The sequence below is a fragment of the Streptomyces sp. NPDC093111 genome, from assembly GCF_040683955.1.
Taxonomy (GTDB): Bacteria; Actinomycetota; Actinomycetes; order Streptomycetales; family Streptomycetaceae; genus Streptomyces.
On sequence record NZ_JBFBNW010000021.1, the window covers coordinates 31,402 to 50,921 of the forward strand.

A 19,520-nucleotide genomic window follows, 5' to 3' on the forward strand; every position below is an offset into this window, starting at 1 on the left:
GCGACCTGCGAGAACGGGCGGGTTCCGGCACCCTTGGCAGATGGGTGTGTGGCAGCTCCTGCTGATCGCGATGGTGATGCTGCTCGGACTGTTCGGGGTGCTGACGCCCGGCGTGCCGGGGACGTGGCTGGTGTGGGCCGCCATGCTGTGGTGGGCGCTCCACGAACAGACCGGGCTCGCCTGGATCCTGCTGGTCTCCTCGACGGGCCTGTTGCTCCTCACCCAGGTGGTCGTATGGCAGCTGCCGGCCCGCCGCTTCCGGGGGGTCGGCATCACCCGGCGGATGGTCGGGTACGCGGGGGTGGGCGCCGTCCTGGGGTTCCTGCTGATCCCGGTGGTCGGCGCGATCCCCGGTTTCGTCGGCGGGGTCTACCTCTCCGAGCGGCTGCGGCTCGGCGGCCACGGGCAGGCGCGGGCCGCCACCCGCACGGTGATGCGGGCGGCCGGGACGAGCGTCCTGGTGGAGCTCTTCGCCTGTCTGCTGATCGTGGGGGCGTGGGCGGGCGCGATGATCTGGGGCTGAGGCCGGCCCCGCGGCGCCGTCAGCCGCCGACGCGCAGGTAGCGGGCCGCGTACGAGCGCCACGGCCGCCACTCCGGGCGGTCCGGGAGACCCTCCGGGGCCACGTCGGGGTCGCCGAGCGCGCGGGTGCGGATGACGGCGGCGGCGCGGGCGGTCAGGCCCGGCACGGCGGCCAGGGCGTTGGCGGTGGCCTCGCGGTCGGCGCCGGGGTCGAGCCGGAGGGTGCCGTCGGCGAGCGCGGCGGCGAGCGGGCCCGCGAGCGGGTCGCCGGTCAGGGCTGCGGGGGCGGGGAAGACGTGGGTGAGGCTGCCGCAGGCGGTCTCCAGCGGGGTGCCGTGCGCCCCGACGAGCCGGGCGGCGCGCTCCGGGCCGAGGAGGGTCCGTACCGCGAACTCCTCCGGTTCCGCCGTGCCCGGCGAGCGGACGCCCGGCCGGGCCGCGACCTCGGCGGCGAGGGCCGGGTCGGCGCCGAGCCGTTCGGCGACGGCGTACGGGTCGGCGTCCAGGTCGAGGAGCCTGCGCAGCCGCTGGACGGCGGTGGTGAGGTCGCGCAGCTCGGTGAGGTGGATGCGTGCCTCCAGCCAGCGGCCCGGGGAACGTTCGTCGACGGAGACGATGCCGGTGCCGTACGGGAGGCGCAGGGTGCGCCGGTAGGTGCGGGCGCCGGGGGTCCCGACGACCTCCTCGACGCCCGGCAGGGCCTCGGCGGCGAGCAGGTCGAAGACCTCGCCCGCGGCGTACGGGCCCCGGTGGGCGAGCCGCAGCGGCACCCCGGCGGCGAGCGCGGTGCGCGGCCCGGCGCCGGTGCCGGACTCCTCGCGCAGCTGGGTGGGGGTGCGGGCGTAGATCGCGCGGATCGTGTCGTTGAACTGGCGGACGCTGGCGAACCCGGCCGCGAAGGCGATCTCGGTGACGGGCAGGCCGGTGGTCTGGAGGAGCAGTCGCGCGGTGTGGGCGCGCTGGGCGCGGGCCAGGGCGACCGGCCCGGCGCCGAGCTCGGCGGTGAGCTGGCGCTGCACCTGCCGGGCGCTGTAGCCGAGCCGGTCGGCGAGACCGGGCACGCCCTCCCGGTCGACGACGCCGTCGCCGATCATCCGCACGGCGCGCCCGACGACGTCGGCCCGGACGTTCCACTCGGCGGAGCCGGGCACGGCGTCGGGGCGGCAGCGGCGGCAGGCCCGGAAGCCGTGGCCCTGGGCGGCCGCGGCGGAGGGGAAGAAGCTGACGTTGCGCCGCTTGGGCGTGACGGCGGGGCAGCTGGGGCGGCAGTAGATGCCGGTGGTGGCGACGGCGAAGAAGAACACGCCGTCGAAGCGGGCGTCCCGGCTGCTGACCGCCTCGTACCGGGTGTCCTCGTCGGTGCCGGTGTCCCCGCGCGGGGGCGTGAGCGTCTCCGTCATGCCTTCCAGTGTGCGGCAGCGCCCGGGACGGGTCTGGCGGTTTTCGGACGCCGAGGAGCGGGGGTGGGAGTGGGGCCCCGCCCCCACTCCCACCCACCCCCACCCCGGTCGCTCAGCGGACGCGACCCCGCTTGATCTCCATGGCCGCGCGGCCCTCGGCGCCCTTGCGCTTCCAGTCCTTCAGGCGTTCCGTGCGGAGCCGCGCGTCGGTCTTGGCGGCGAGGCGCTGGTTCTCGCGGATCAGCTTGCGGTAGCTGTCGAGGCGGCGCTCGGGCAGCGAGCCGTCCTCGATGGCGGCGGTGACGGCGCAGCCCGGCTCCGTCTCGTGGGCGCAGTCCGGGAAGCGGCAGTCGCCGGCCAGTTCCTCGATCTCGCTGAAGACCTGGCCGACGCCCGCCTCGGCGTCCCAGAGGCCGACGCCGCGCAGTCCGGGCGTGTCGATGAGCACCCCGCCGCCGGGCAGCGCGAGGAGGTTGCGGGTGGTGGTGGTGTGCCGGCCCTTGCCGTCCACGTCGCGGGCGGCCTGGACCACCATCACGTCCTGGCCGAGCAGGGTGTTGGCGAGGGTCGACTTCCCGGCGCCGGAGATGCCGAGCAGCACGCTCGTGCCGCCCGCGGCGACCGCGTGGAGCACGTCGAGCCCCTCGCCGGTGTGTGAGCTGACGGGCAGCACCTGGACACCGGGGGCGACCGTCTCGACGTCCTCGACGAGGTAGGAGAGTCCGACCGGGTCGGGCACCAGGTCGGCCTTGGTGAGCACGACGAGCGGCTGGGCGCCGGACTCCCAGGCCAGGGCGAGGAAGCGTTCGATGCGCCCGAGGTCGAGCTCGACGGCGAGCGAGACCGCGATGATCGCGTGGTCGACGTTGGCGGCGAGGATCTGCCCCTCGGACCGCTTGGACGAGGTGGACCGGGCGAACGCGGTGCGGCGGGCCAGGCAGGCCCGTACGTAACGGGGGTCGTGGGCGCCCTCGGGGTCGACGGCGGCCCAGTCGCCGGTGCAGATCACCCGCAGCGGGTCGTGCGGGGTGACGAAGGCGGTGTCGGCGCGTACGAGTCCGGCCTCGGTCACGAGGTCGCACTGGCCGCGGTCGACGCGGACGACCCGGCCGGGCAGCAGGCCCTGCGCCGCGTACGGCGCGAAGTCGGCGGCCCAGGCGTCGTCCCAGCCGTAGGCGCGCAGGGGAGACGAGTCGTCGGTGGAACGGGAAGCGGAAGCGGAGAGGGAAGCGGAACGGGAAAGCGAGGAAGACAAGGGGGACCCTTCACAGGGGTGGCCCCGGCGTCGCGCGTCGGTGCGCGCGGAAAGGTGGGAGACGTCAGCCGGTGAGGGACGTCAGCCGGAGGCCACGGAGGTGGTGTGGACGGACTTCTGGATGTGGGCGGCGCCCGTCGTGACGACAGCCATCGGTCACACCTCCTGCTCGTGATGGTCTCCTGACCGCGATCTCCGCGGCGCGCTCACCGTAACGGAGGCCGGGCCGGGGGCGCCAAGCATTTTCCGGGCGGTCATCTGCGCGTCGTGGTGGGGCGTCGGCGCTCGGGTAGGTTTCGAGCCGCTGCCCGCCGTGACCGCTGGTGCAGCCGATCCGCACGGGACAGAACAAGAGCGATGGGGTGGGCCGCATGCGGCGGCGTCGAATATGGGGGACGGCCGCGGCCGTCGCGGCCGGCCTGACCGGAGTGCTGGTCCTGCAGGGGGTGACCGGGGCCGACGGCACCGACGGCACCGCCGACGCCGAGGGCGGCGCCCCGGTCCGGGCCGAGGCCCGGTCGCTGGGCCTGACGGCCTCCGACGGCGGGCACGCGGCGGCCCTCGGGCAGCGCGACACCGAGCGGTTCAGCATGCTCGGCGTGACCTGGACCGACCCGTCCGCCCGGATCACCGGCACCGTCGAGGCCCGTACCCGCGCGGCCGGCACCGACCGGTGGGGACGCTGGGTGCGCCTGGACGGGGACAGCGGCCAGGGCGAGCGGAACGCGGGCCGCGGCGGCACCGAGCCGGCCTGGGTCGGCGACTCCGACGGCGTGGAGGTGCGGGTCGTCGCGGGCGGCCGGGCCTCGGCCCTGCTGCCGTCGGGGCTGCGCCTGGACATGATCGACCCGGGCCGTTCGAAGGCGACCTCGCTGGACCCGGCAGCCTTCGCCGTCGAGCGCGCCGGGGGCGCCGCGGTCGCCGAGGGCACCGGGACGCCGGACCCGGGCTCCTCCCCCGCCGAGACCACCGCCCCGGCCGGTGAGCCGGACCCGGATCCCACGACGGAGTCGCCGACCGGCTCGGCGAGCCCGACGGACCAGGCCCCGCCGACCGCCACCACGGCCACCCCGTCCGCGCCGGAGACCGCCACCACCTCGCCGGCCCCGGCCACCTCCTCGGCCACCGCGACGCCCACGCCGACGCCCACGGTGACCGGCCCGCCGTCCACGGCGCCCCGGCCGCCGATCCGGACCCGCGCCCAGTGGGGCGCGGACGAGTCGATCAGCCCCGAGGCCCCCGGCTATCTGCCGGGCGGGAAGGTGAAGGCGGTGGTGGTCCACCACACCGCCGAGTCGAACGACTACTCCTGCGCCGACGCCCCCCGAGTGGTGCGTGGCATCTACACGTACCACGTGCGGACGCTGGGCTGGAAGGACGTCGGCTACAACTTCCTCGTCGACAGGTGCGGCACCGTCTACGAGGGCCGCAAGGGCGGCGTCGACCGCCCGGTCCAGGGCGCGCACGCCTACGGCTTCAACGCCGAGACCACCGGCGTCTCCGTGCTCGGCACCTACACCCGGAGCGCGCCGCCGACCGCCGCCATGGTCTCGGTGGCCCGGATCGCCGCCTGGAAGCTGGGCCAGTACGGGGTCGACCCGAACGGCACCACCACGCTGACCGCGGGGTCCGCGGGCACCGACTACTTCAAGAAGTCCTGGGCGGCCGGCGCCAGGATCGCGTTCCCGACGATCCACGGGCACCGCGACGGCTACAACACCCAGTGCCCCGGCGACGCCTTCTACGCCACGCTGGGCACCCTCCGGTCCTGGGCGGCCGGGCCGGTCACCGGACTGACCGTGAAGAGCGTGACCGGCGCGAGCTTCGTCAATGGCACGTACGTCACGCGCGGCCCGGTCACCGTCGGCTGGGGCTCCACCACCCCGGCGGCCCTGATCACCCGTCACGAGCTGCTGCTCGACGGCAAGGTCGTCGCCACCGCCCCGGGCTCGGCGGTCTCCGCCGCCGCCACCGTCCCGGCCGGCGCCCACACCCTCCAGCTGCGGGCCGTGCACCAGTCGGGGCGGACGGCGACCGCCCCCGTCCTCGCGATGACCGGCGACACCACCGCGCCCCGCTTCACCACCGCGCCCACCGCCGAGCTGGGCACCGGCACGGTCAGCGCGACCTCCGCCCCGGTGAGGCTGCGCTGGAAGGCGGCCGACGCCGTGGCCCTGCGCGACGTGCGCCTGACCGCTCCCGCCGTCACCTACGGCCCGGCCGCCACGCTCTCCGGCCTCCTCGGCGCCCGGCCGGGCGCCGCCACCGGCTGGACGCTCACCGCGTACGACCGGGCCGGCAACAAGGCCGCGGCCGGCGTCTCCGCCACGCCGGTCGTCCTCCAGGAGACCGCGGCAGCCCGGTCCGGAACCTGGGCCGTCAAGTCCTCCACCGCCTACCTCGGCGGCGCGTCGTACTCCAGCGGCACCAAGAACGCCTCCCTGAGCTGGACCTTCACGGGCCGCTCGGCCGCCTGGGTGGTCTCCCGGAGCGGCACGTCCGGCCAGGCGTACGTGTACGTCGACGGGGTCAAGGCGGCCACGGTCGACCTGAAGTCGGCCACGACCCGCTACCGCGACGTCGTCTGGACGAGGACCTGGGCCGGCAGCGGCAGGCACACGGTGAAGATCGTGGTGGTGGGCACCGCGGGCCGCCCGACCGTCACCACGGACGGCCTGGTCCACCTCCGGTAGCACCCTGGGGGCCCGTCCGCGCGCCCACGGCCCCGGTGTCCGATCCGTACAAGACGGGCGGCGCCGGGGCCGTCTACGTTCGGGGGCATGGACACCACGCGACCCACCCCGCGCCTCGACGTCATCGGCCTGGTCACCTCCGACATGGGCGCCTCCCTCGCCTTCTACCGGCTGCTCGGCCTGGACCTCCCGCCCGGCGCCGAGCACGCCCCGCACGTGGAGCTGACCCTGCCCGGCGGCCTGCGCGTGCTGTGGGACACCGAGGAGACGGTCCGCTCCTACGACCCGTCCTGGACCCGGCCCTCCGGCGGCGACCGGGCCGCTCTAGCCTTCCGCTGCGCCGCCCCGGACGAGGTCGACGCGGTCTACGCGAGCCTGACGGACGCCGGCCACCGCGGGCACCTCAAGCCCTGGGACGCCGTGTGGGGCCAGCGGTACGCGGTGGTGCTCGACCCGGACGGGGCGGCGGTGTCGCTCTACGCGGACGGGGACGCGGACACCGGCACGGACGCCGACGCCCGGTAGTCCGTCAGGGTCGTTCCCGTCAGGGCCCGCATCTCGCGGGCCAGATGGGCCTGGTCGACGCAGCCCGCGCGGTACGCCGCCTCCGCGTACGGCACGCCCGCCCGCACCAGCGCGAGGGCCCGCTGCAAGCGCAGGATCCGGGCCAGCGTCTTCGGCCCGTAGCCGAAGGCCGCGAGCGAGCGCCGGTGCAGCTGCCGGGCGCCGAGCCCGACCGCGTCGGCGGCGGTGCCGACCCCGTCGCCCGCCCGCAGCCGGGCGACCACGGCCCGCACCAGCGGATCGGGGGCGGGCGCCCCGGCGGCCCGGCGCAGCACCAGGGCCTCCAGGGCGGTCGCGCGGTCGGCGGCGCCGGTCACGCCGTCGGCGAGCCGGCGGGCCTCGCGGGCGCCCCACAGGTCGGCGAGGTCGACCCTCCGGTCGCGCAGGGCGCTCGCCTCGACGCCGAGCACGCCGGGCGCCTCACCGGGCGCGAACCGCAGCCCCGCGTAGTGCGCGGCGAAGCCCTCCGGGCGGTACGCGCGGGTGTCCGGGCCCGCGACCATCAGGCGGCCGTCGGCCCAGATCAGGTCCATGCACCCGTCCGGCAGGACCGGGCGGGTGCCGGGGTCGGCGGGGCCGGTGGCGCGGGTCCAGACGACCGCGCCGGCGAGTCGGGCGGGGCGCTCCTCGTACACGCCTCCAGGGTAGGCCGGGGCCGGCCCTGCCGCCGATCCGCTGACACGGGCGGGGCCGTCGGACAGAATGGTGTGCGAACCAACTGTTCGGGCCACGGGGGTAGTTGTGGGCACACTCATGGAGTTCGGCACGGCGGACGGCACGGTCCTGGTCGAGGCGGACGGTGATCAGCCGGGCGCCCGGCCCGTCTCCCGCGGTGGGAACTCCCTGGTCCGGGCGGGCCAGACGCTCGACGAGGCGCTCGTGGGGATCCGCGCGGCGGCCGAGTCGGCGCTCGCCGTGTTCCGGGGCGGTGCGCTCCGGCCGGACGCGGTGGAGCTGGAGTTCGGGGTGAAGCTGACGGCCGAGGCGGGCGCGGTGATCGCGAAGACGGCCGTGGAGGGGCATCTGACGGTGAAGCTGTCCTGGACGCCGGACGGCGACGGCCCGCGGGCCGAAGCCACGGCGGTGGCCCCGGCGGCCACCTCTACCGGTACGACGGGCACGGCACCGACGGGCTCAGCGGGCGCGCCGGGCGCCGCCGAGGCGGGTGCCGGAGCCGCCGCCGGCCCGCGTTGATGGGCTCCCCCGCCTGGCACGTGCGGGTCGACGGCGCGGGCCTGGTGCTGGGCTCCGGGTTCCTCGTCGCCGCCGACACCGTCCTGACCTGCGCCCATGTGGTCGACGGCCGCGCGGACGCCACCGTGTGGTTCCCCGGCGCCCACGGCCTCGGCGAGGTGCCGGCCCGGGTCGTCCGGCGCGGTCCCTGGGGCGGCGGCGGCACCGACCCCGGCGATGTCGCGGTGCTCACCCTGGACCGGCCGGTGCCGGTCCCGCCGATCGTGTTCGCGGGCCCCGAGGCCGTCGGCGAGGACGGGGAACCCCCGCGGCTCGTGGCGTACGGCTTCCCCGAGGGGTACGCGCGGGAGGGCGCCCAGACGGAGCTGCGGACGACCTCGGCCGAGCAGCTGATCTACGACGAGTGGCAGCAGGCGGAGTACTGGAAGGACCACGGGCAGGAGCCCTCGCACGGGTTCAGCGGGGCCGCGGCCATGCGGGCGGCCGACGGGGCCGTGGTCGGGATGGTCGCCTCGTACGACCCGGTGGTGCGCAACGCCCGGATCATCCCGGCCCGGATCCTGGCCCGGTACGTCCCCGCCCTCGCCGCGCTGGTGCCCACCCCGGGCTGCTCCGCCGAGGAGAAGCGCGGGCTCCTCGACCTGGTGGAGCGGGCCGGGCCGCTGCCGGTGCCGGTGGAGCGGCTGCTCGCCGCGGCGACCGGCCCGCTGGGGCCCGCGCTGCCGCCCGCGCCGCCCCGCGACCTGTGGCAGGGCGTGTGGCACCTGCTCACCGAGACCACGCCGGGGCGCGGCCGGGTGCCGCTAGCCGAACTCGCCCTGCGGGTGGCCGATCTGATGGACGACGGGGAGTTGCGGCGCGGCTTCCGGGGGTGGGCGCGGGAGCACCGGGAGCGGCACCAGGGGCCCCGTCCGGTGTTCTCGCACGACGACGAGCCGCGGCACGGGGCCGCGGCGTACGCCCCGCACGGCGACGACCGTGCGCGCGCCCGGCCGGCCGGGCCGGTGGCCGCGCCGGGCGGTCCGCTGCCGTGGGCGCCGATCCTCGTCGAGGTGCGGCGCAGCGGCGCGGACGGCGGCTCCGTGATCGCCGAGGTGTCGGTGTACCGGGGCGGGGACCGGATCCTGGTCAGCGAACGGCGGCTCCTCGCCGCGAAGTTGCGCGGCTGGGTCCTGGACCGGATCGACGAGGCGTACGAGGAGATCGTGGACGGGCGTCCGCTGATCGCGTTCGCGCTGCCCCGGTCGTGGCTGAACAAGGACGTCGACCAGTGGACCCGCAGGCGGGGCAAGGAGCCGCCGCTCGGATGCAGTTCGCCGGTGGTGGTGCTCGATCACGACCGGCGGTCCAAGGGGCGGCAGCAGTTCGCGCTGAAGCGGGTGTGGGAGGAGCTGGACCGGCAGGACGGCTCGCCGCTGCACCGGGTCGCCTGTGCCACCCCGCAGGGCGCGGCGCAGCTGTCGGTGCTCCTCCAGGACGTGCGCGGCGCGGTGGGTTTCTCCCGGCCGCCGACGGCGTCCCGGGAGCGCAGTCTGTACGGGGCGGCGCTGGACGCGCCCGCGCCGATCGTGCTGTGGCCGCGCAACGGCTGTCCGCCGGGCGGGCCGTGCACGGGGAGCTGCTCGGGCTCCGGATTCCTGGACCGGATCGCGGAGCGGATCTCCCGGCTCCCGCCGGGTGAACTCCCGGACCTCGTCTTCCGGTTGCGCAAGGAGGCATTTCTGCACGAGGGGCCCGAGCCGCACTGGGCGGCGCACGTGTCCCTGGTGTGGGAGGACCCGCGCCGGTTCCCCGAGGTCCGCCCCCTGCGCCACTCCCCCGTCGGCTGAACGGCCGCCCCGTACCCACTCCTTGGAGCAACAGGCATGTCCCTCTGGCCCGTCTACACCGGATCGAGCGCGCCGCACGACGGCGTCGACGCGCTGCCCGCGCCGCCGCCGTGGCGCGCGTTCGACGGCGGGCCCGCGCTGCCGCCGGCGCGGGAGGAGGACGCGGCGGGCGGCGCGCCGGGCCGGGTGCACCGGGCCCGGACGTACCAGCCGACGCCGGAGACGGTGCAGTTGGTCAACGCGGCGCTGCACCTGCGGCGTCCGCTGCTGGTGACGGGCCCGCCGGGGAGCGGCAAGTCCAGCCTGCCGTACGCGGTGGCGCGCGAGCTGCGGCTGGGCCGGGTGCTGCGCTGGAACGTGACGAGCCGCACGGCGCTGACCGACGGGCTCTACCGTTACGACCCGCTGTCGCGGCTGTACGCGGCGGGGCGGGCGGGCTCCGGTGAGCCGGCGCCCGGGGAGGCGGCGATCGAGGACCATCTGCGGCTCGGCCCGCTGGGTACCGCGCTGCTGCCGTACGAGCGGCCCCGGGTGCTGCTCGTCGACGAGATCGACAAGAGCGACCTCGACCTCCCCAACGACCTGCTGCACGTCCTGGAGGAGGGGCAGTACGAGATCCCCGAGCTGGTGCGGGCGGCCCGTTCGCATCCGGTGGCGGAGGTGATGGTGGCGGACGCGGAGGAGCGGGTGCCGGTGCGGCACGGGGAGGTGCGCTGCCGGGCGTTCCCGTTCGTCGTCCTCACCAGCAACGGCGAGCGGGAGTTCCCGCCGGCGTTCCTGCGCCGCTGTGTGCGGCTCGAACTGCACCAGCCGCCGCGCCGGCAGCTGGAGGACATCGTGCGGGCGCACCTGGGCGAGCTCGACGAGCGGGACCACGCGCTCGTCGACACGTTCCTGCGCCGGGGCAGCGCGGGCGAGCTCGCCACGGACCAGTTGCTCAACGCGATCTACCTGACCCGGACGGCCGGCCTGGACGCGGGGTCGCGCGAGGAGCTGGCGAAGGCGCTGATGCCGTATCTGGGGCGGGCGGCGGAGTCCTGGGACGTCGATGACGTCTGACCGGGCGGCCGGGGAGGCGCTGACCGCGCTGGCGGACCTGCTGGCGGCGGCGGGACAGGAGCCGCCCACCGGGCGGGAGCTGGCGGAACTGCTGTGGCTGGCGCGGCAGACGGGGACGCCGGAGCGTCCCGTGGAGCGGCCGGAGCCGCGGACGCCGGAGCCCGCGCCGCGGGTCCTGCGGCGCTCGGACCCGCTCCGGCCGGCGCTCCCCGCGGCTCCGCCCGGTCCGGAGCCGGCCCCGGGCCCGGCGCCCCGGGTGCCGCTGCACGCCCCGGCCGCCGCGCCCGGGCCGAGGTCCGCGCCGCGGCCCGAGTCCCGGCCGGAACCCGCCGCGCGCCCGCACAGCCCCCTGCTGGCGCCCGCGCCGCCGATGCTGGCCCGCCCGCTCGCCCTCCAGCGTTCGCTGCGCCCGCTGCGCCGGACCGTGCCGAGCGCGGCGGGACGGGAGCTGGACGAGACCGCGACCGCGGACCGGATCGCCGCGCTCGGCGCCGGACGGCGGGCGTGGCTGCCGGTGCTGCGGCCCCGTCAGGAACGCTGGCTGCATCTGCGGATCGTCCTCGACACGGGCCCGACGATGACGATGTGGCGCCCGTTGGCGCGCGAACTGCACACGGCCCTCGCGCAGACCGGGGCGTTCCGCACCCTCGACGTGCTGCGGCTCGGCGAGGACGGGCGGCTGCCCCGTCGGCACCGGGAGCGGGGCCGTACGGCGGTGCTCGTGGTCAGCGACGCGATGGGGCCGCAGTGGCACGAGGGGCCGGCCGGGGTGCGGTGGCGCGGCACGCTCGCCGCGCTCGCCGGGGAGGCGCCGGTCGCGCTGCTCCAGCCGCTGCCGGAGCGCCTGTGGCGGCACACGGCGGCGCCCGCCGTGCCGGGCCGGTTCGTGTCGCCCGCCGCGGGCGTCCCCAACGCGGCCCTGGAGTTCGCCCCGTACGACGGCGTACCCGGCCGGGCGGGCGTCCCGCTGCCCGTCCTGGAGCCGACCGACGTATGGCTCGGCCACTGGGCGGAGCTGGTCGCCTCCCCGTCCGGTGCGGAGGTGCCGGGCGCGGCGGCCTTCGTGACGCCCCGCGGGCCGGTCGCCCCGGACGACGCGCTCGTCCCGGAGGACACCGACCCCGAGGAACTGGTGCTGCGCTTCCGCGCCCTGGCCTCGCCGCAGGCGTTCCGGCTGGCCGCGCACCTGGCGGTCGGCTCGGCGCGGCTGCCGGTGATGCGGCTGGTCCAGGCGGCGGTGGAGCGGCGGCCCGAGCCGCAGCACCTGGCGGAGGTGGTCCTCAGCGGGATGCTCCGCGCCCACCCGGGCGCGGACCCCGGCGCGTACGCGTTCCGTCCCGGCGTCCGCGAGGTCCTCCTCGGCGCCCTCCCCCGCACCTCCCTGATCCGCACGGCCGAACTCCTGGCCCGCGTCAGCGCCGAGATCGACGCCCGCGCGGGCGCCCTGCCGGGCGAGTTCCGCGCGCTGGTGGAGAGTCTGGAGGGGCGGGGCGCGGACCGGGCGGTGGGGCGGCCGTTCGCGCTGGTGAGCGAGGAGAGCGTGCGGCTGCTGCGGGGGCCCGAGCGGGTGCCGCCGGGCTCGGCCGGCTCGTTGGCCGCCTCGGCGGCGGGCTCGGTGGAGCCGGACGCGAGGGCGGAGCGGCGCTCGACGCCGGAGCCGGACGACGCCGCGCCGGAGCCGGACGCCGCCCGGTCGCGGCTGCTCGCCGGGCGGTACGAGCTCCTGGAGCTGCGGCCGGGCCCGGCGGGCGAGGAGCTGTGGACGGCGCACGACCACGGGCACGACCGCCGGGTCCTCGTCCGGGTCCATCCCTTCGCGCCGCCGCCGGGCTTCGCGGCCCGCGTGGAAGCCTTGCGCGCCGCCGGGCACCCTCATCTCGTGCGCGTCCTGGCCGGCTTCGAGACCGGCGGCCGGTGCGCCGTCGTCCTCCAGGGACTCTCCGGCCGGACGCTGCGGGACGTCCTGGCCGGGGCTCCCGGGGGTCTGACGTCGTTCCGTGCCCTGTTCGGGGCCGGGGAGCTCGCCGCCGCGCTCCTGGCGCTGCACGATGCCGGGTTCGTGCACGGCGCCGTGCGGCCGGACCGGGTCCTGATGGACGAGCAGGAGAAACCCGTCCTGGGCGAGCCCTCCCTGGTGCCGGAGCAGCGGCCCGAGGACGACCTGTACGACTTGGGCCGGCTGTTGTACGAGATGGCCACGGGTCAGGCGCCGCCGGACGACGGCGACGACCTGCCGTCCCCCCGGCAGGTGCAGCCGGACGTGCCGCTCAGTCTCGACCAGAGCGTCCTCGGCCTGCTGTCCGACCACACCGCCCACCGCCGCGACGCGGTGCTGCGGCTGGCGGGGCTGGTCCGGGGCCTCGGGTCACGCCCGTGGGGCGCCGTCCCCCGCCCGAACTACCGGGTGCTCGGACCGGTCAAGGCCTGGTTCGACCCGCTGCCCGAGCGGGACGCGCTCGTCCTGGCGCCGCTGCTGCTGGCCGGGGGGCGGTTCGTCGAGGTGGAGACCCTGCCCTTCGAGACCGCAGGCGAGCCCGCCCACATCGCCGATGTGATGGCCCGTCTGGAGCTGCTGAAGGCCAACGGCCACCCCGTCGAGACGCGCTCGTCGTCGGCCCGGATCGACCTGACCGAGGTGCGCTTCGACCTGGCCACCGCCGAGCGGCTGGCGGAGCGTGCCGCCGAGGCCGCGCGGAGCGGCGACCACGTGACGGGCGCCCTGCTGTACCGGGCGGCCCTCGCGCTGTGGCGGTCGGAGCCCTTGGCGGGCCTGCCGGGACGGTGGGCGAGCCGGGAACGGCGCCGGCTGACGAGCCTGCGGGCCCGCTGGCAGGAACAGCTGGCGGCGCTCTCCGAGGGGGCTCAGGCGCGGGGAGCGCGGCTGCTGGCCGTCGCCTCGGGTGCGGACGCCGGGGGCTCCGCCATCAGGGAGTTCGCGTCCGTGCTGCGGGTCCTCGGGCTGGAGGGCGTCGGCTCCACGCCGATGACCCATGTCACGGACCTCCCGCCCGAGGTGGCGGTCCGGCTGGCGGCGGACGCCGCCCTCTCCGACTGGCGGAAGCCCGGACCGCGACGGCCCGTCGTCCTGCGGGTGGCCGTGTCCGGCGAGACGGCCGACGTGCGGGACCTCGCGGACGTCATCCTGGCCCAGGCGGAGCAGGCCGGGGCGGCGGCCGAGCGGGGGCCGCTGCTGCTGCTCGGGTATCCGCGGTGGATCCACGACGCCCTGCCCGAGCGGCTCCGCACGGGGGCGCGCTGGGGACCCGGACCGCAGGGCTGGCTGTGGCTGAAGGTCGTTCCGCCGCGGGAGGAGGAAGCGGTGACGTCGGTGCCGCAGCCCTCGGTTCCCGTGCCCTGGCCGCAGGAGCCGGCCCCGGAGCGGCCCCGCGGCTTCCTGGCCCGCCTGTTCCGGCGGCGGCCCCCGCCGTAGGGGACGGGCCCTAGGGCGCGTCGGGACTTCCGGACACGGCCTAGGGCGCGTCCTTGTCCCATCCCGAGTGCAGTCGTGACTTCACGTCGTCCGGCGGCAGGAACCGGGACCAGCGTTCGGGGAACTCCGACGGCATGTCCGGGTCGTCCTCGTCCACGTCGTCGGCCTCCGCCCGGAGCCGGGCGACCAGGTCGGCGGCCTGGACGGCGCGGGCGCGTTCGTTGGCCTCGCGGGCGGCGGCGGTGGCGACGGAGGGCCAGACGCGGTCGATGGCCGCGTTGACGGCGGCGCCCACGAGGACGGCGAAGGCGGAGATGCCGATCCACAGGAGGACGGCGATGGGGGCGGCGAGGGAGCCGTAGATGGTGGGGCCCTCGACCTGGCTGGTCAGGTAGATGCGGAGGACGAAGCTGCCGAGGACCCAGATGCCGAGGGCGACGAGCGCGCCGGGGATGTCCTCGATCCACGGGGAGCGGACCGGGACGGACACGTGGTACAGGGTCGTCAGGAAGGCGATGGAGAGCAGGATGACGGTCGGCCAGTAGAGGACGGAGACGACTTCCGTGCCCCAGGGGACGAACTCGACGATCCGGTCCGGTCCGACGACGGCCAGCGGCAGCACGACGGCGCCGATGAGCAGGGCCACGATGTAGAGCAGGAAGGAGAGGAGTCGCGTCTTCACGATGCCGCGGTGTCCGTCGAGGCCGTACATGACGGTGATGGTGTCGATGAAGACGTTGACGGCGCGGGAGCCGGACCAGAGGGCGATGGCGAAGCCGAGGGAGATCAGCTCGGGCCGTTTGCCCTGGGTGACCCCTTCCAGCAGGGGGCGGGCGAACTCGTTGACGCCCCGGTCGGAGAGGACCGTTCCGGCGGCGTGGAGGATGTTCTCCTCGATGCTGGAGACGGTGTTGGTGTTGGTCCATTCGTCGGCGTAGCCGAGGAGCGCGATCAGGCCGAGCAGCAGGGGTGGCAGGGACAACAGGGTGAAGAACGCGGCTTCGGCGGCGAGCCCGAGGATGCGGTACTCGATGCACGAGTTCACGGTGTCCTTCAGGAGCAGCCAGACCATCTTCCGCTTCGAGACGTTGCGGTAGAGGACACGAGCGCGGTGGAGCCGGCTCCAGGGCCGCCGCTCGGGCCGTTCGGGTGTTTCGTTTGCTGCCTGCACGTCCTTACCGTATCGGCATGACTGACGGCACCCACACCGTGACCAACCAGGCTCCGCCCCTGGTCGGCCACGACGTCTTCTCGACCGACCGGGCCCTCGCGGAGGCCGTCGAACGGCATCTGCCGCCGGAGCTGTACGCCGAGGCGCGCGAGGAGCTCGTGGCCTTCGGCGTCGCCGCGGGCTCGGCCCAGGCACTGGAGTGGGGGACGCTCGCGAACGCGTGTGCGCCCCGGTTGCGGACCCACGACCGGTACGGCCACCGGATCGACGAGGTGGAGTTCCATCCGGCCTGGCACCGGCTGCTCGGGCGCGGGGTGGCGGCGGGGCTGACCGACGCGTGGGACCGGCCGGGCGGGCATGTGCGGCGGGCGGCGGGCTTCCTGCTGGCCTCGCAGGTGGAGGCGGGCCACGGCTGTCCGCTGTCGATGACGCACGCGGCGGTGCCGGCGCTGCGGGCCGAGCCGGAACTGGCGGCGGTCTGGGAGCCGCTGATCGCCTCCCGGGTGTACGAGCAGGGGCTGCGGCCGCCGCTGGAGAAGACGGGCGTGCTGCTCGGGATGGGGATGACGGAGAAGCAGGGTGGCAGCGACGTCCGGGCGAACACCACCCGGGCGGAGCCGCTGGCGGAGGACGGGGCGTACGTCCTGACGGGGCACAAGTGGTTCTGTTCGGCGCCGATGTCGGACGGGTTCCTGGTGCTGGCTCAGGCGCCCGGCGGGCTGACCTGTTTCCTGGTGCCGCGGGTGCTGCCGGACGGCACGCGGAACGCGTTCGCGATCCAGCGGCTCAAGGACAAGCTGGGCAACCGGTCGAACGCCTCCGCCGAGGTGGAGTTCGACGGGTCCACCTGGGCGCGCCGGGTCGGCGAGGAGGGGCGCGGGGTGCGCACGATCATCGGGATGGTGGCGGCGACCCGGCTCGACTGCGTGCTGGGCTCGGCGGCGCTGATGCGGCAGGCGGTGGCGCAGGCGGTGCACCACGCCTCGTACCGCAGCGCGTTCGGCGGGCTGCTCGTGGACAAGCCGCTGATGCGCAACGTGCTCGCCGATCTGGCGCTGGAGTCGGAGGCGGCGACGGTGCTGGGGCTGCGGCTCGCGGCGGCGTACGACGGCGGGAGCGAGGCGGACCGGGCGCTGCTGCGGATCGCGGTGCCGGTGGCGAAGTTCTGGGTGACGAAGCGGTGCGTGCCGGTGGTGGCGGAGGCGCTGGAGTGCCTGGGCGGGAACGGGTACGTGGAGGAGTCGGGGCTGCCGCGGCTGCTGCGGGAGTCGCCGCTGAACTCGGTCTGGGAGGGCGCGGGCAATGTGCAGGCGCTCGACGTGCTGCGGGTGCTGCAACGGGAACCGGCGGCCCTGAACGCCTTCCTGGGCGAGGTGGGGCGGGCACGCGGCGCGGACCACCGGCTGGACCGGGCGATCCGGGACATGCTGGCGGAGCTCGCGGACCTGGAGGGCATCGAGGCACGGGCCCGGCGGCTCGTGGAGCGGATGGCGCGGGTGCTCCAGGGGGCGCTGCTGGTGCGGTGGGCGCCGCCCGAGGTGGCGGACGCGTTCTGCGCCTCGCGTCTCGGCGGGGACTGGGGGGCGTCGTTCGGGACGCTGCCGCACACGCTGGACCTGGCGGCGGTGGTCGAGCGGGCCCGACCGGCCGCGTGAACGCGCGTGCGGTCGGCCCGTCTTCGGGGTGATGTCCGCGCGTGCCCAGGGGTGGACCCGTGGAGGCGGCCGCCGGGCGGCGGGCGCTCCGGGGAGGCCGGCACGCGCGGAAAAGCCGAGGGTGGTGCTGCGCCGACACGGCACCACCCTCCGCTTCGGCTCCAGACTCCTCGACGGGGGCGGGGGTCGCCAGAGTTGCAAGGGGTTGCAGGATTACCCGAAGCACCCCGCGCGTCGCTCTCCGGAGCGGCACCATGGGCGGCAGGACCCGGGACCGGGTACGGGCCGAGGGCAGAACCGATACAGCACCGCGCGGGAGCGGGGAGGACCGATGAACAACAAGAAGCTGGACCTGAACCGGCTCGCCGCGATGGACGCCGGCAAGGCGAGCCGGCTGCTGCACCGGGTGCGCGAGGAGACGCTGGCCGGCCGGACGCCGCCGGTGGCGCCCCGCCCCGTCATCGACGCGTCCTGGCAGCGCATGTTCCGGATCGGCCTCGACCCGGACCAGACCACGAGCACGGTGCTCCTGGAGCGCGAGGAGCTGGAGCAGCGGCGCCGGGCGACGGTGCTCGGCGAGGTGATGCGGACGCTGAGCGCGGGTCTGGCCGGGATCGCCGACGCCTCGCTGCAGATCATGGTCGTGACGGACGAGCAGGGCCGGGTGCTGTGGCGCGAGGGCAACCTGGGGGTGCTGCGCCAGGCGAACGGGATCTGTCTGGAGGAGGGCGCGGCCTGGAGCGAGCAGTCGACCGGGACGAACGCGGTGGGCACGGCACTGGCGATGGACCGGGCCGTGCAGGTCCACTCGGCCGAGCACTACGTGCACACCCTGCACAACTGGACCTGCGCCGCCGCGCCCGTGCACGATCCGCGCGACCGGCGGCTGCTCGGCATCGTCGACGTGAGCGGTCCGGCGTCCAGCTTCCATCCGGCGACGCTGGCGCTGGTCGCCTCGGTGGCACAGCTCGCCGAGGCGGAGATGCGGCAGCGGCATCTGCGGTCGATCGAGCGGCTGCGTTCGGTGGCGGCGCCGATCCTGTGCCGGGTGGGCGGCCGGGCCGTCGCCGTCGACACGCACGGCTGGACGGCGGCGGTGACCGGGATGGCGCCGGTGGACCGGCTGGTGCTGCCCAAGTCGTTCCGGGCCGGCCGGGTGTGGCTGCCCTCGCTGGGCATGTGCGCGGTGGAGCCGCTGCCGGGCGGCTGGCTGCTGCGGGTCGAGGAGGAGCCGCGGGCGGCCGACGCCGCCTCGGGCGCGGTGAGCCGGGTGGTGCTGGACCTGACCGGGCCTCGCCGCTGCACGGTGTCGGTGTCGGGCGCGGTCGGCAGCTGGTCCCAGGAGCTGAGCCCGCGGCACGCCGAGCTGCTGTACGTGCTGGCCTCGCATCCGGAGGGCCGGACGGCGGCGGAGCTGGCCCAGGACGTGTTCGGGGACCGGACGCGGACGGTGACGGTACGGGCCGAGATGTCGCGGGTGCGGCGCCATCTGGCGGGTGTCCTCGCCCACCGTCCGTACCGCTTCGGCGAAAAGGTCGAGGTGGAGCTGCGCCGCCCCGCCCACCCGGCGGACCTGCTGCCCCAGTCCACGGCCCCGGCCGTCCTGGCGGCGCGCACGGCGACGGGGCCGCGGGGCTGACGGGGCCGCGAGACCGGGGACCCGGAGCCCGGCGGCCCCGGCTCCCGCACCCGACCCCTACCTTCCGCGTACGCACGGCCTTCCCGAGGGAGCCGTCCGCGAGCCCTCCAGGACCCGTCCGCGCCCCGTCCGCGACCCGTCCGCATGGCGGACAATGTGTCCGAGGACACCCGGCCCGCCCCCGTCACCTGTAGGAATCCGCCGCTCCGCGTGATGCGATAAGCCCATGAGCATCACTCTCACCACCTGGTCGCTGGAACAGACCTCGCCGTCCGATCTGAACCCGGTCGCCCCGCCGGAGGGCGTCGAGCTGCGGATCGAGCGGGCCGGGGTGCCCTCGGCGGAGTTCAGCCGCTTCCTCTATACCGCGGTCGGCGGCGACATCCGCTGGACCGACCGGCTGTCGCTGACGTACCCGCAGTGGCAGGCGATCGTGGAGAAGCCGGGCGCCGAGATCTGGGTGGCGTACGAGAACGGGACGCCGGCCGGCTACGTCGAGCTGGACCCGCAGGACGACGGGGTCGTGGAGATCGTCTACTTCGGCCTGATCCCCGCCTTCCGGGGGCGGCGGATCGGCGGCCGTCTGCTGTCGTACGGGGTGGAGCGCGCCTGGGACCTGGCCGAGCGCTGGCCGGACCGCGAGCCGACCAAGCGGGTCTGGCTGCACACCTGCTCCCTGGACGGCCCGCACGCGATGGGCAACTACGAGCGCCGGGGCTTCCGCCTGTTCGACACGAAGGTCGAGGAGATCGAGGAGCCGGCCAACCCGGGGCCCTGGCCGGGCGCGCACGCCTGAGCCATCGCGTTCCACTCTCCGACCACTCTCCGAAGGGGCCCTGAACTGGGCCCCTTTCGCGTGACCCAGACCACACCATCTCGCCTGTCGAGACATTGATGTCCACATTATGGATAATGCTGGACTGGGTCCAAAGTCCCGTGACACGCTTCCGTCATGTCTGGAACTGGAATTGCCTTGGTGAGTCGGCGGCACGTCGACCTCGGCCGCATGTCCAGCGCCATCTGTTCGGCGCGCTGATCGAACCAGCACCGCCGCGCATCTTCCTGCAGTCCCTTTCTCTGCGCACTGTCGCGCCGCCCTCCATCCTGAG

At 75.8% G+C, this 19,520-nt stretch carries 15 protein-coding genes; 11 read left to right on the forward strand and 4 right to left on the reverse strand.

The window, feature by feature from the left end:
• Positions 1-40: 40 nt before the first annotated feature.
• On the forward strand, positions 41-523 hold the full coding sequence (locus AB0Q96_RS31020; protein WP_365331247.1) for a DUF456 domain-containing protein: 483 nt from the start codon (positions 41-43) through the stop codon (positions 521-523).
• 19 nt (positions 524-542) lie between these two features.
• Here the strand turns inward: AB0Q96_RS31020 and AB0Q96_RS31025 are convergent, their stop codons facing one another.
• Positions 543-1,922 carry an AlkA N-terminal domain-containing protein gene (locus AB0Q96_RS31025; protein WP_365331249.1) on the reverse strand — a complete coding sequence of 460 codons (1,380 nt, stop codon included), beginning with the start codon at positions 1,920-1,922 and terminating at the stop codon, positions 543-545.
• A 112-nt stretch (positions 1,923-2,034) separates the two neighbouring features.
• Positions 2,035-3,105: a ribosome small subunit-dependent GTPase A gene (gene rsgA / locus AB0Q96_RS31030; RefSeq protein WP_365331431.1), complete on the reverse strand. Its 1,071-nt coding sequence runs from the start codon at positions 3,103-3,105 to the stop codon at positions 2,035-2,037.
• Positions 3,106-3,548: 443 nt separating this feature from the next.
• On the opposite strand from rsgA, the gene AB0Q96_RS31035 reads away from it, so the two are divergent.
• Together AB0Q96_RS31035 and AB0Q96_RS31040 are read left to right on the forward strand one after the other, a co-directional pair.
• Positions 3,549-5,870 carry a peptidoglycan recognition protein gene (locus AB0Q96_RS31035; RefSeq protein WP_365331251.1) on the forward strand — a complete coding sequence of 774 codons (2,322 nt, stop codon included), beginning with the start codon at positions 3,549-3,551 and terminating at the stop codon, positions 5,868-5,870.
• An 87-nt stretch (positions 5,871-5,957) separates the two neighbouring features.
• Positions 5,958-6,395: a VOC family protein gene (locus AB0Q96_RS31040; protein ID WP_365331253.1), complete on the forward strand. Its 438-nt coding sequence runs from the start codon at positions 5,958-5,960 to the stop codon at positions 6,393-6,395.
• Here the strand turns inward: AB0Q96_RS31040 and AB0Q96_RS31045 are convergent.
• On the reverse strand, positions 6,347-7,069 hold the full coding sequence (locus AB0Q96_RS31045; RefSeq protein ID WP_365331255.1) for a helix-turn-helix domain-containing protein: 723 nt from the start codon (positions 7,067-7,069) through the stop codon (positions 6,347-6,349). The two genes, AB0Q96_RS31040 and AB0Q96_RS31045, sit on opposite strands and share 49 nt — an antisense overlap.
• Before the next feature lie 106 nt (positions 7,070-7,175).
• Between AB0Q96_RS31045 and AB0Q96_RS31050 the strand changes: the two genes are divergently transcribed.
• From AB0Q96_RS31050 to AB0Q96_RS31065, 4 genes are read left to right on the forward strand one after another with little or no spacing between them, the layout of a single operon-like run.
• Entirely contained in the window at positions 7,176-7,628 is a 453-nt protein-coding gene (locus AB0Q96_RS31050; RefSeq protein WP_365331257.1) for a CU044_2847 family protein, read from the forward strand.
• On the forward strand, positions 7,628-9,457 hold the full coding sequence (locus AB0Q96_RS31055; RefSeq protein ID WP_365331259.1) for a trypsin-like peptidase domain-containing protein: 1,830 nt from the start codon (positions 7,628-7,630) through the stop codon (positions 9,455-9,457). Before AB0Q96_RS31050 ends, AB0Q96_RS31055 begins: the two co-directional genes overlap by 1 nt.
• Positions 9,458-9,493: 36 nt before the next feature.
• The gene (locus AB0Q96_RS31060) at positions 9,494-10,516 is read left to right on the forward strand and encodes a MoxR family ATPase (RefSeq protein ID WP_365331261.1); all 1,023 of its coding nucleotides are present in this window, start codon (positions 9,494-9,496) and stop codon (positions 10,514-10,516) included.
• The gene (locus tag AB0Q96_RS31065; RefSeq protein ID WP_365331263.1) at positions 10,506-13,946 is read left to right on the forward strand and encodes an SAV_2336 N-terminal domain-related protein; all 3,441 of its coding nucleotides are present in this window, start codon (positions 10,506-10,508) and stop codon (positions 13,944-13,946) included. The genes AB0Q96_RS31060 and AB0Q96_RS31065 overlap by 11 nt, the downstream gene beginning before the upstream one ends.
• A gap of 40 nt (positions 13,947-13,986) precedes the next feature.
• On the opposite strand, the gene AB0Q96_RS31070 is transcribed toward AB0Q96_RS31065, so the two are convergent.
• Positions 13,987-15,117, reverse strand: a complete 1,131-nt coding sequence (locus AB0Q96_RS31070; RefSeq protein ID WP_365331265.1) for a YihY/virulence factor BrkB family protein — start codon at positions 15,115-15,117, stop codon at positions 13,987-13,989.
• A 17-nt stretch (positions 15,118-15,134) separates the two neighbouring features.
• On the opposite strand from AB0Q96_RS31070, the gene AB0Q96_RS31075 reads away from it, so the two are divergent.
• The 4 genes from AB0Q96_RS31075 (at position 15,135) to AB0Q96_RS31090 (ending at position 19,447) form a co-directional block, all read left to right on the forward strand.
• On the forward strand, positions 15,135-16,772 hold the full coding sequence (locus AB0Q96_RS31075) for an acyl-CoA dehydrogenase family protein (protein WP_365331267.1): 1,638 nt from the start codon (positions 15,135-15,137) through the stop codon (positions 16,770-16,772).
• A 331-nt stretch (positions 16,773-17,103) separates the two neighbouring features.
• Positions 17,104-18,411, forward strand: a complete 1,308-nt coding sequence (locus AB0Q96_RS31080; protein ID WP_365331269.1) for a GAF domain-containing protein — start codon at positions 17,104-17,106, stop codon at positions 18,409-18,411.
• Between the two features lie 226 nt (positions 18,412-18,637).
• Positions 18,638-19,207: a GNAT family N-acetyltransferase gene (locus AB0Q96_RS31085; protein WP_365331271.1), complete on the forward strand. Its 570-nt coding sequence runs from the start codon at positions 18,638-18,640 to the stop codon at positions 19,205-19,207.
• Positions 19,208-19,363: 156 nt separating this feature from the next.
• Positions 19,364-19,447, forward strand: coding sequence for a putative leader peptide (locus AB0Q96_RS31090; RefSeq protein ID WP_351188065.1), 84 nt, complete (start codon positions 19,364-19,366; stop codon positions 19,445-19,447).
• The last annotated feature ends 73 nt before the right edge of the window (positions 19,448-19,520 follow it).

Bases quoted from the DNA above. Each gene is read 5' to 3' on its own strand.
- AB0Q96_RS31055 (WP_365331259.1), top strand. From the start codon at position 7,628: ATGGGCTCCCCCGCCTGGCACGTGCGGGTCGACGGCGCGGGCCTGGTG.
- AB0Q96_RS31035 (WP_365331251.1), top strand. From the start codon at position 3,549: ATGCGGCGGCGTCGAATATGGGGGACGGCCGCGGCCGTCGCGGCCGGC.
- AB0Q96_RS31075 (WP_365331267.1), top strand. From the start codon at position 15,135: ATGACTGACGGCACCCACACCGTGACCAACCAGGCTCCGCCCCTGGTC.
- AB0Q96_RS31080 (WP_365331269.1), top strand. From the start codon at position 17,104: ATGAACAACAAGAAGCTGGACCTGAACCGGCTCGCCGCGATGGACGCC.
- AB0Q96_RS31085 (WP_365331271.1), top strand. From the start codon at position 18,638: ATGAGCATCACTCTCACCACCTGGTCGCTGGAACAGACCTCGCCGTCC.
- AB0Q96_RS31090 (WP_351188065.1), top strand. From the start codon at position 19,364: ATGTCTGGAACTGGAATTGCCTTGGTGAGTCGGCGGCACGTCGACCTC.
- AB0Q96_RS31040 (WP_365331253.1), top strand. From the start codon at position 5,958: ATGGACACCACGCGACCCACCCCGCGCCTCGACGTCATCGGCCTGGTC.
- AB0Q96_RS31025 (WP_365331249.1), bottom strand. From the start codon at position 1,922: ATGACGGAGACGCTCACGCCCCCGCGCGGGGACACCGGCACCGACGAG.
- AB0Q96_RS31060 (WP_365331261.1), top strand. From the start codon at position 9,494: ATGTCCCTCTGGCCCGTCTACACCGGATCGAGCGCGCCGCACGACGGC.
- AB0Q96_RS31020 (WP_365331247.1), top strand. From the start codon at position 41: ATGGGTGTGTGGCAGCTCCTGCTGATCGCGATGGTGATGCTGCTCGGA.
- AB0Q96_RS31065 (WP_365331263.1), top strand. From the start codon at position 10,506: ATGACGTCTGACCGGGCGGCCGGGGAGGCGCTGACCGCGCTGGCGGAC.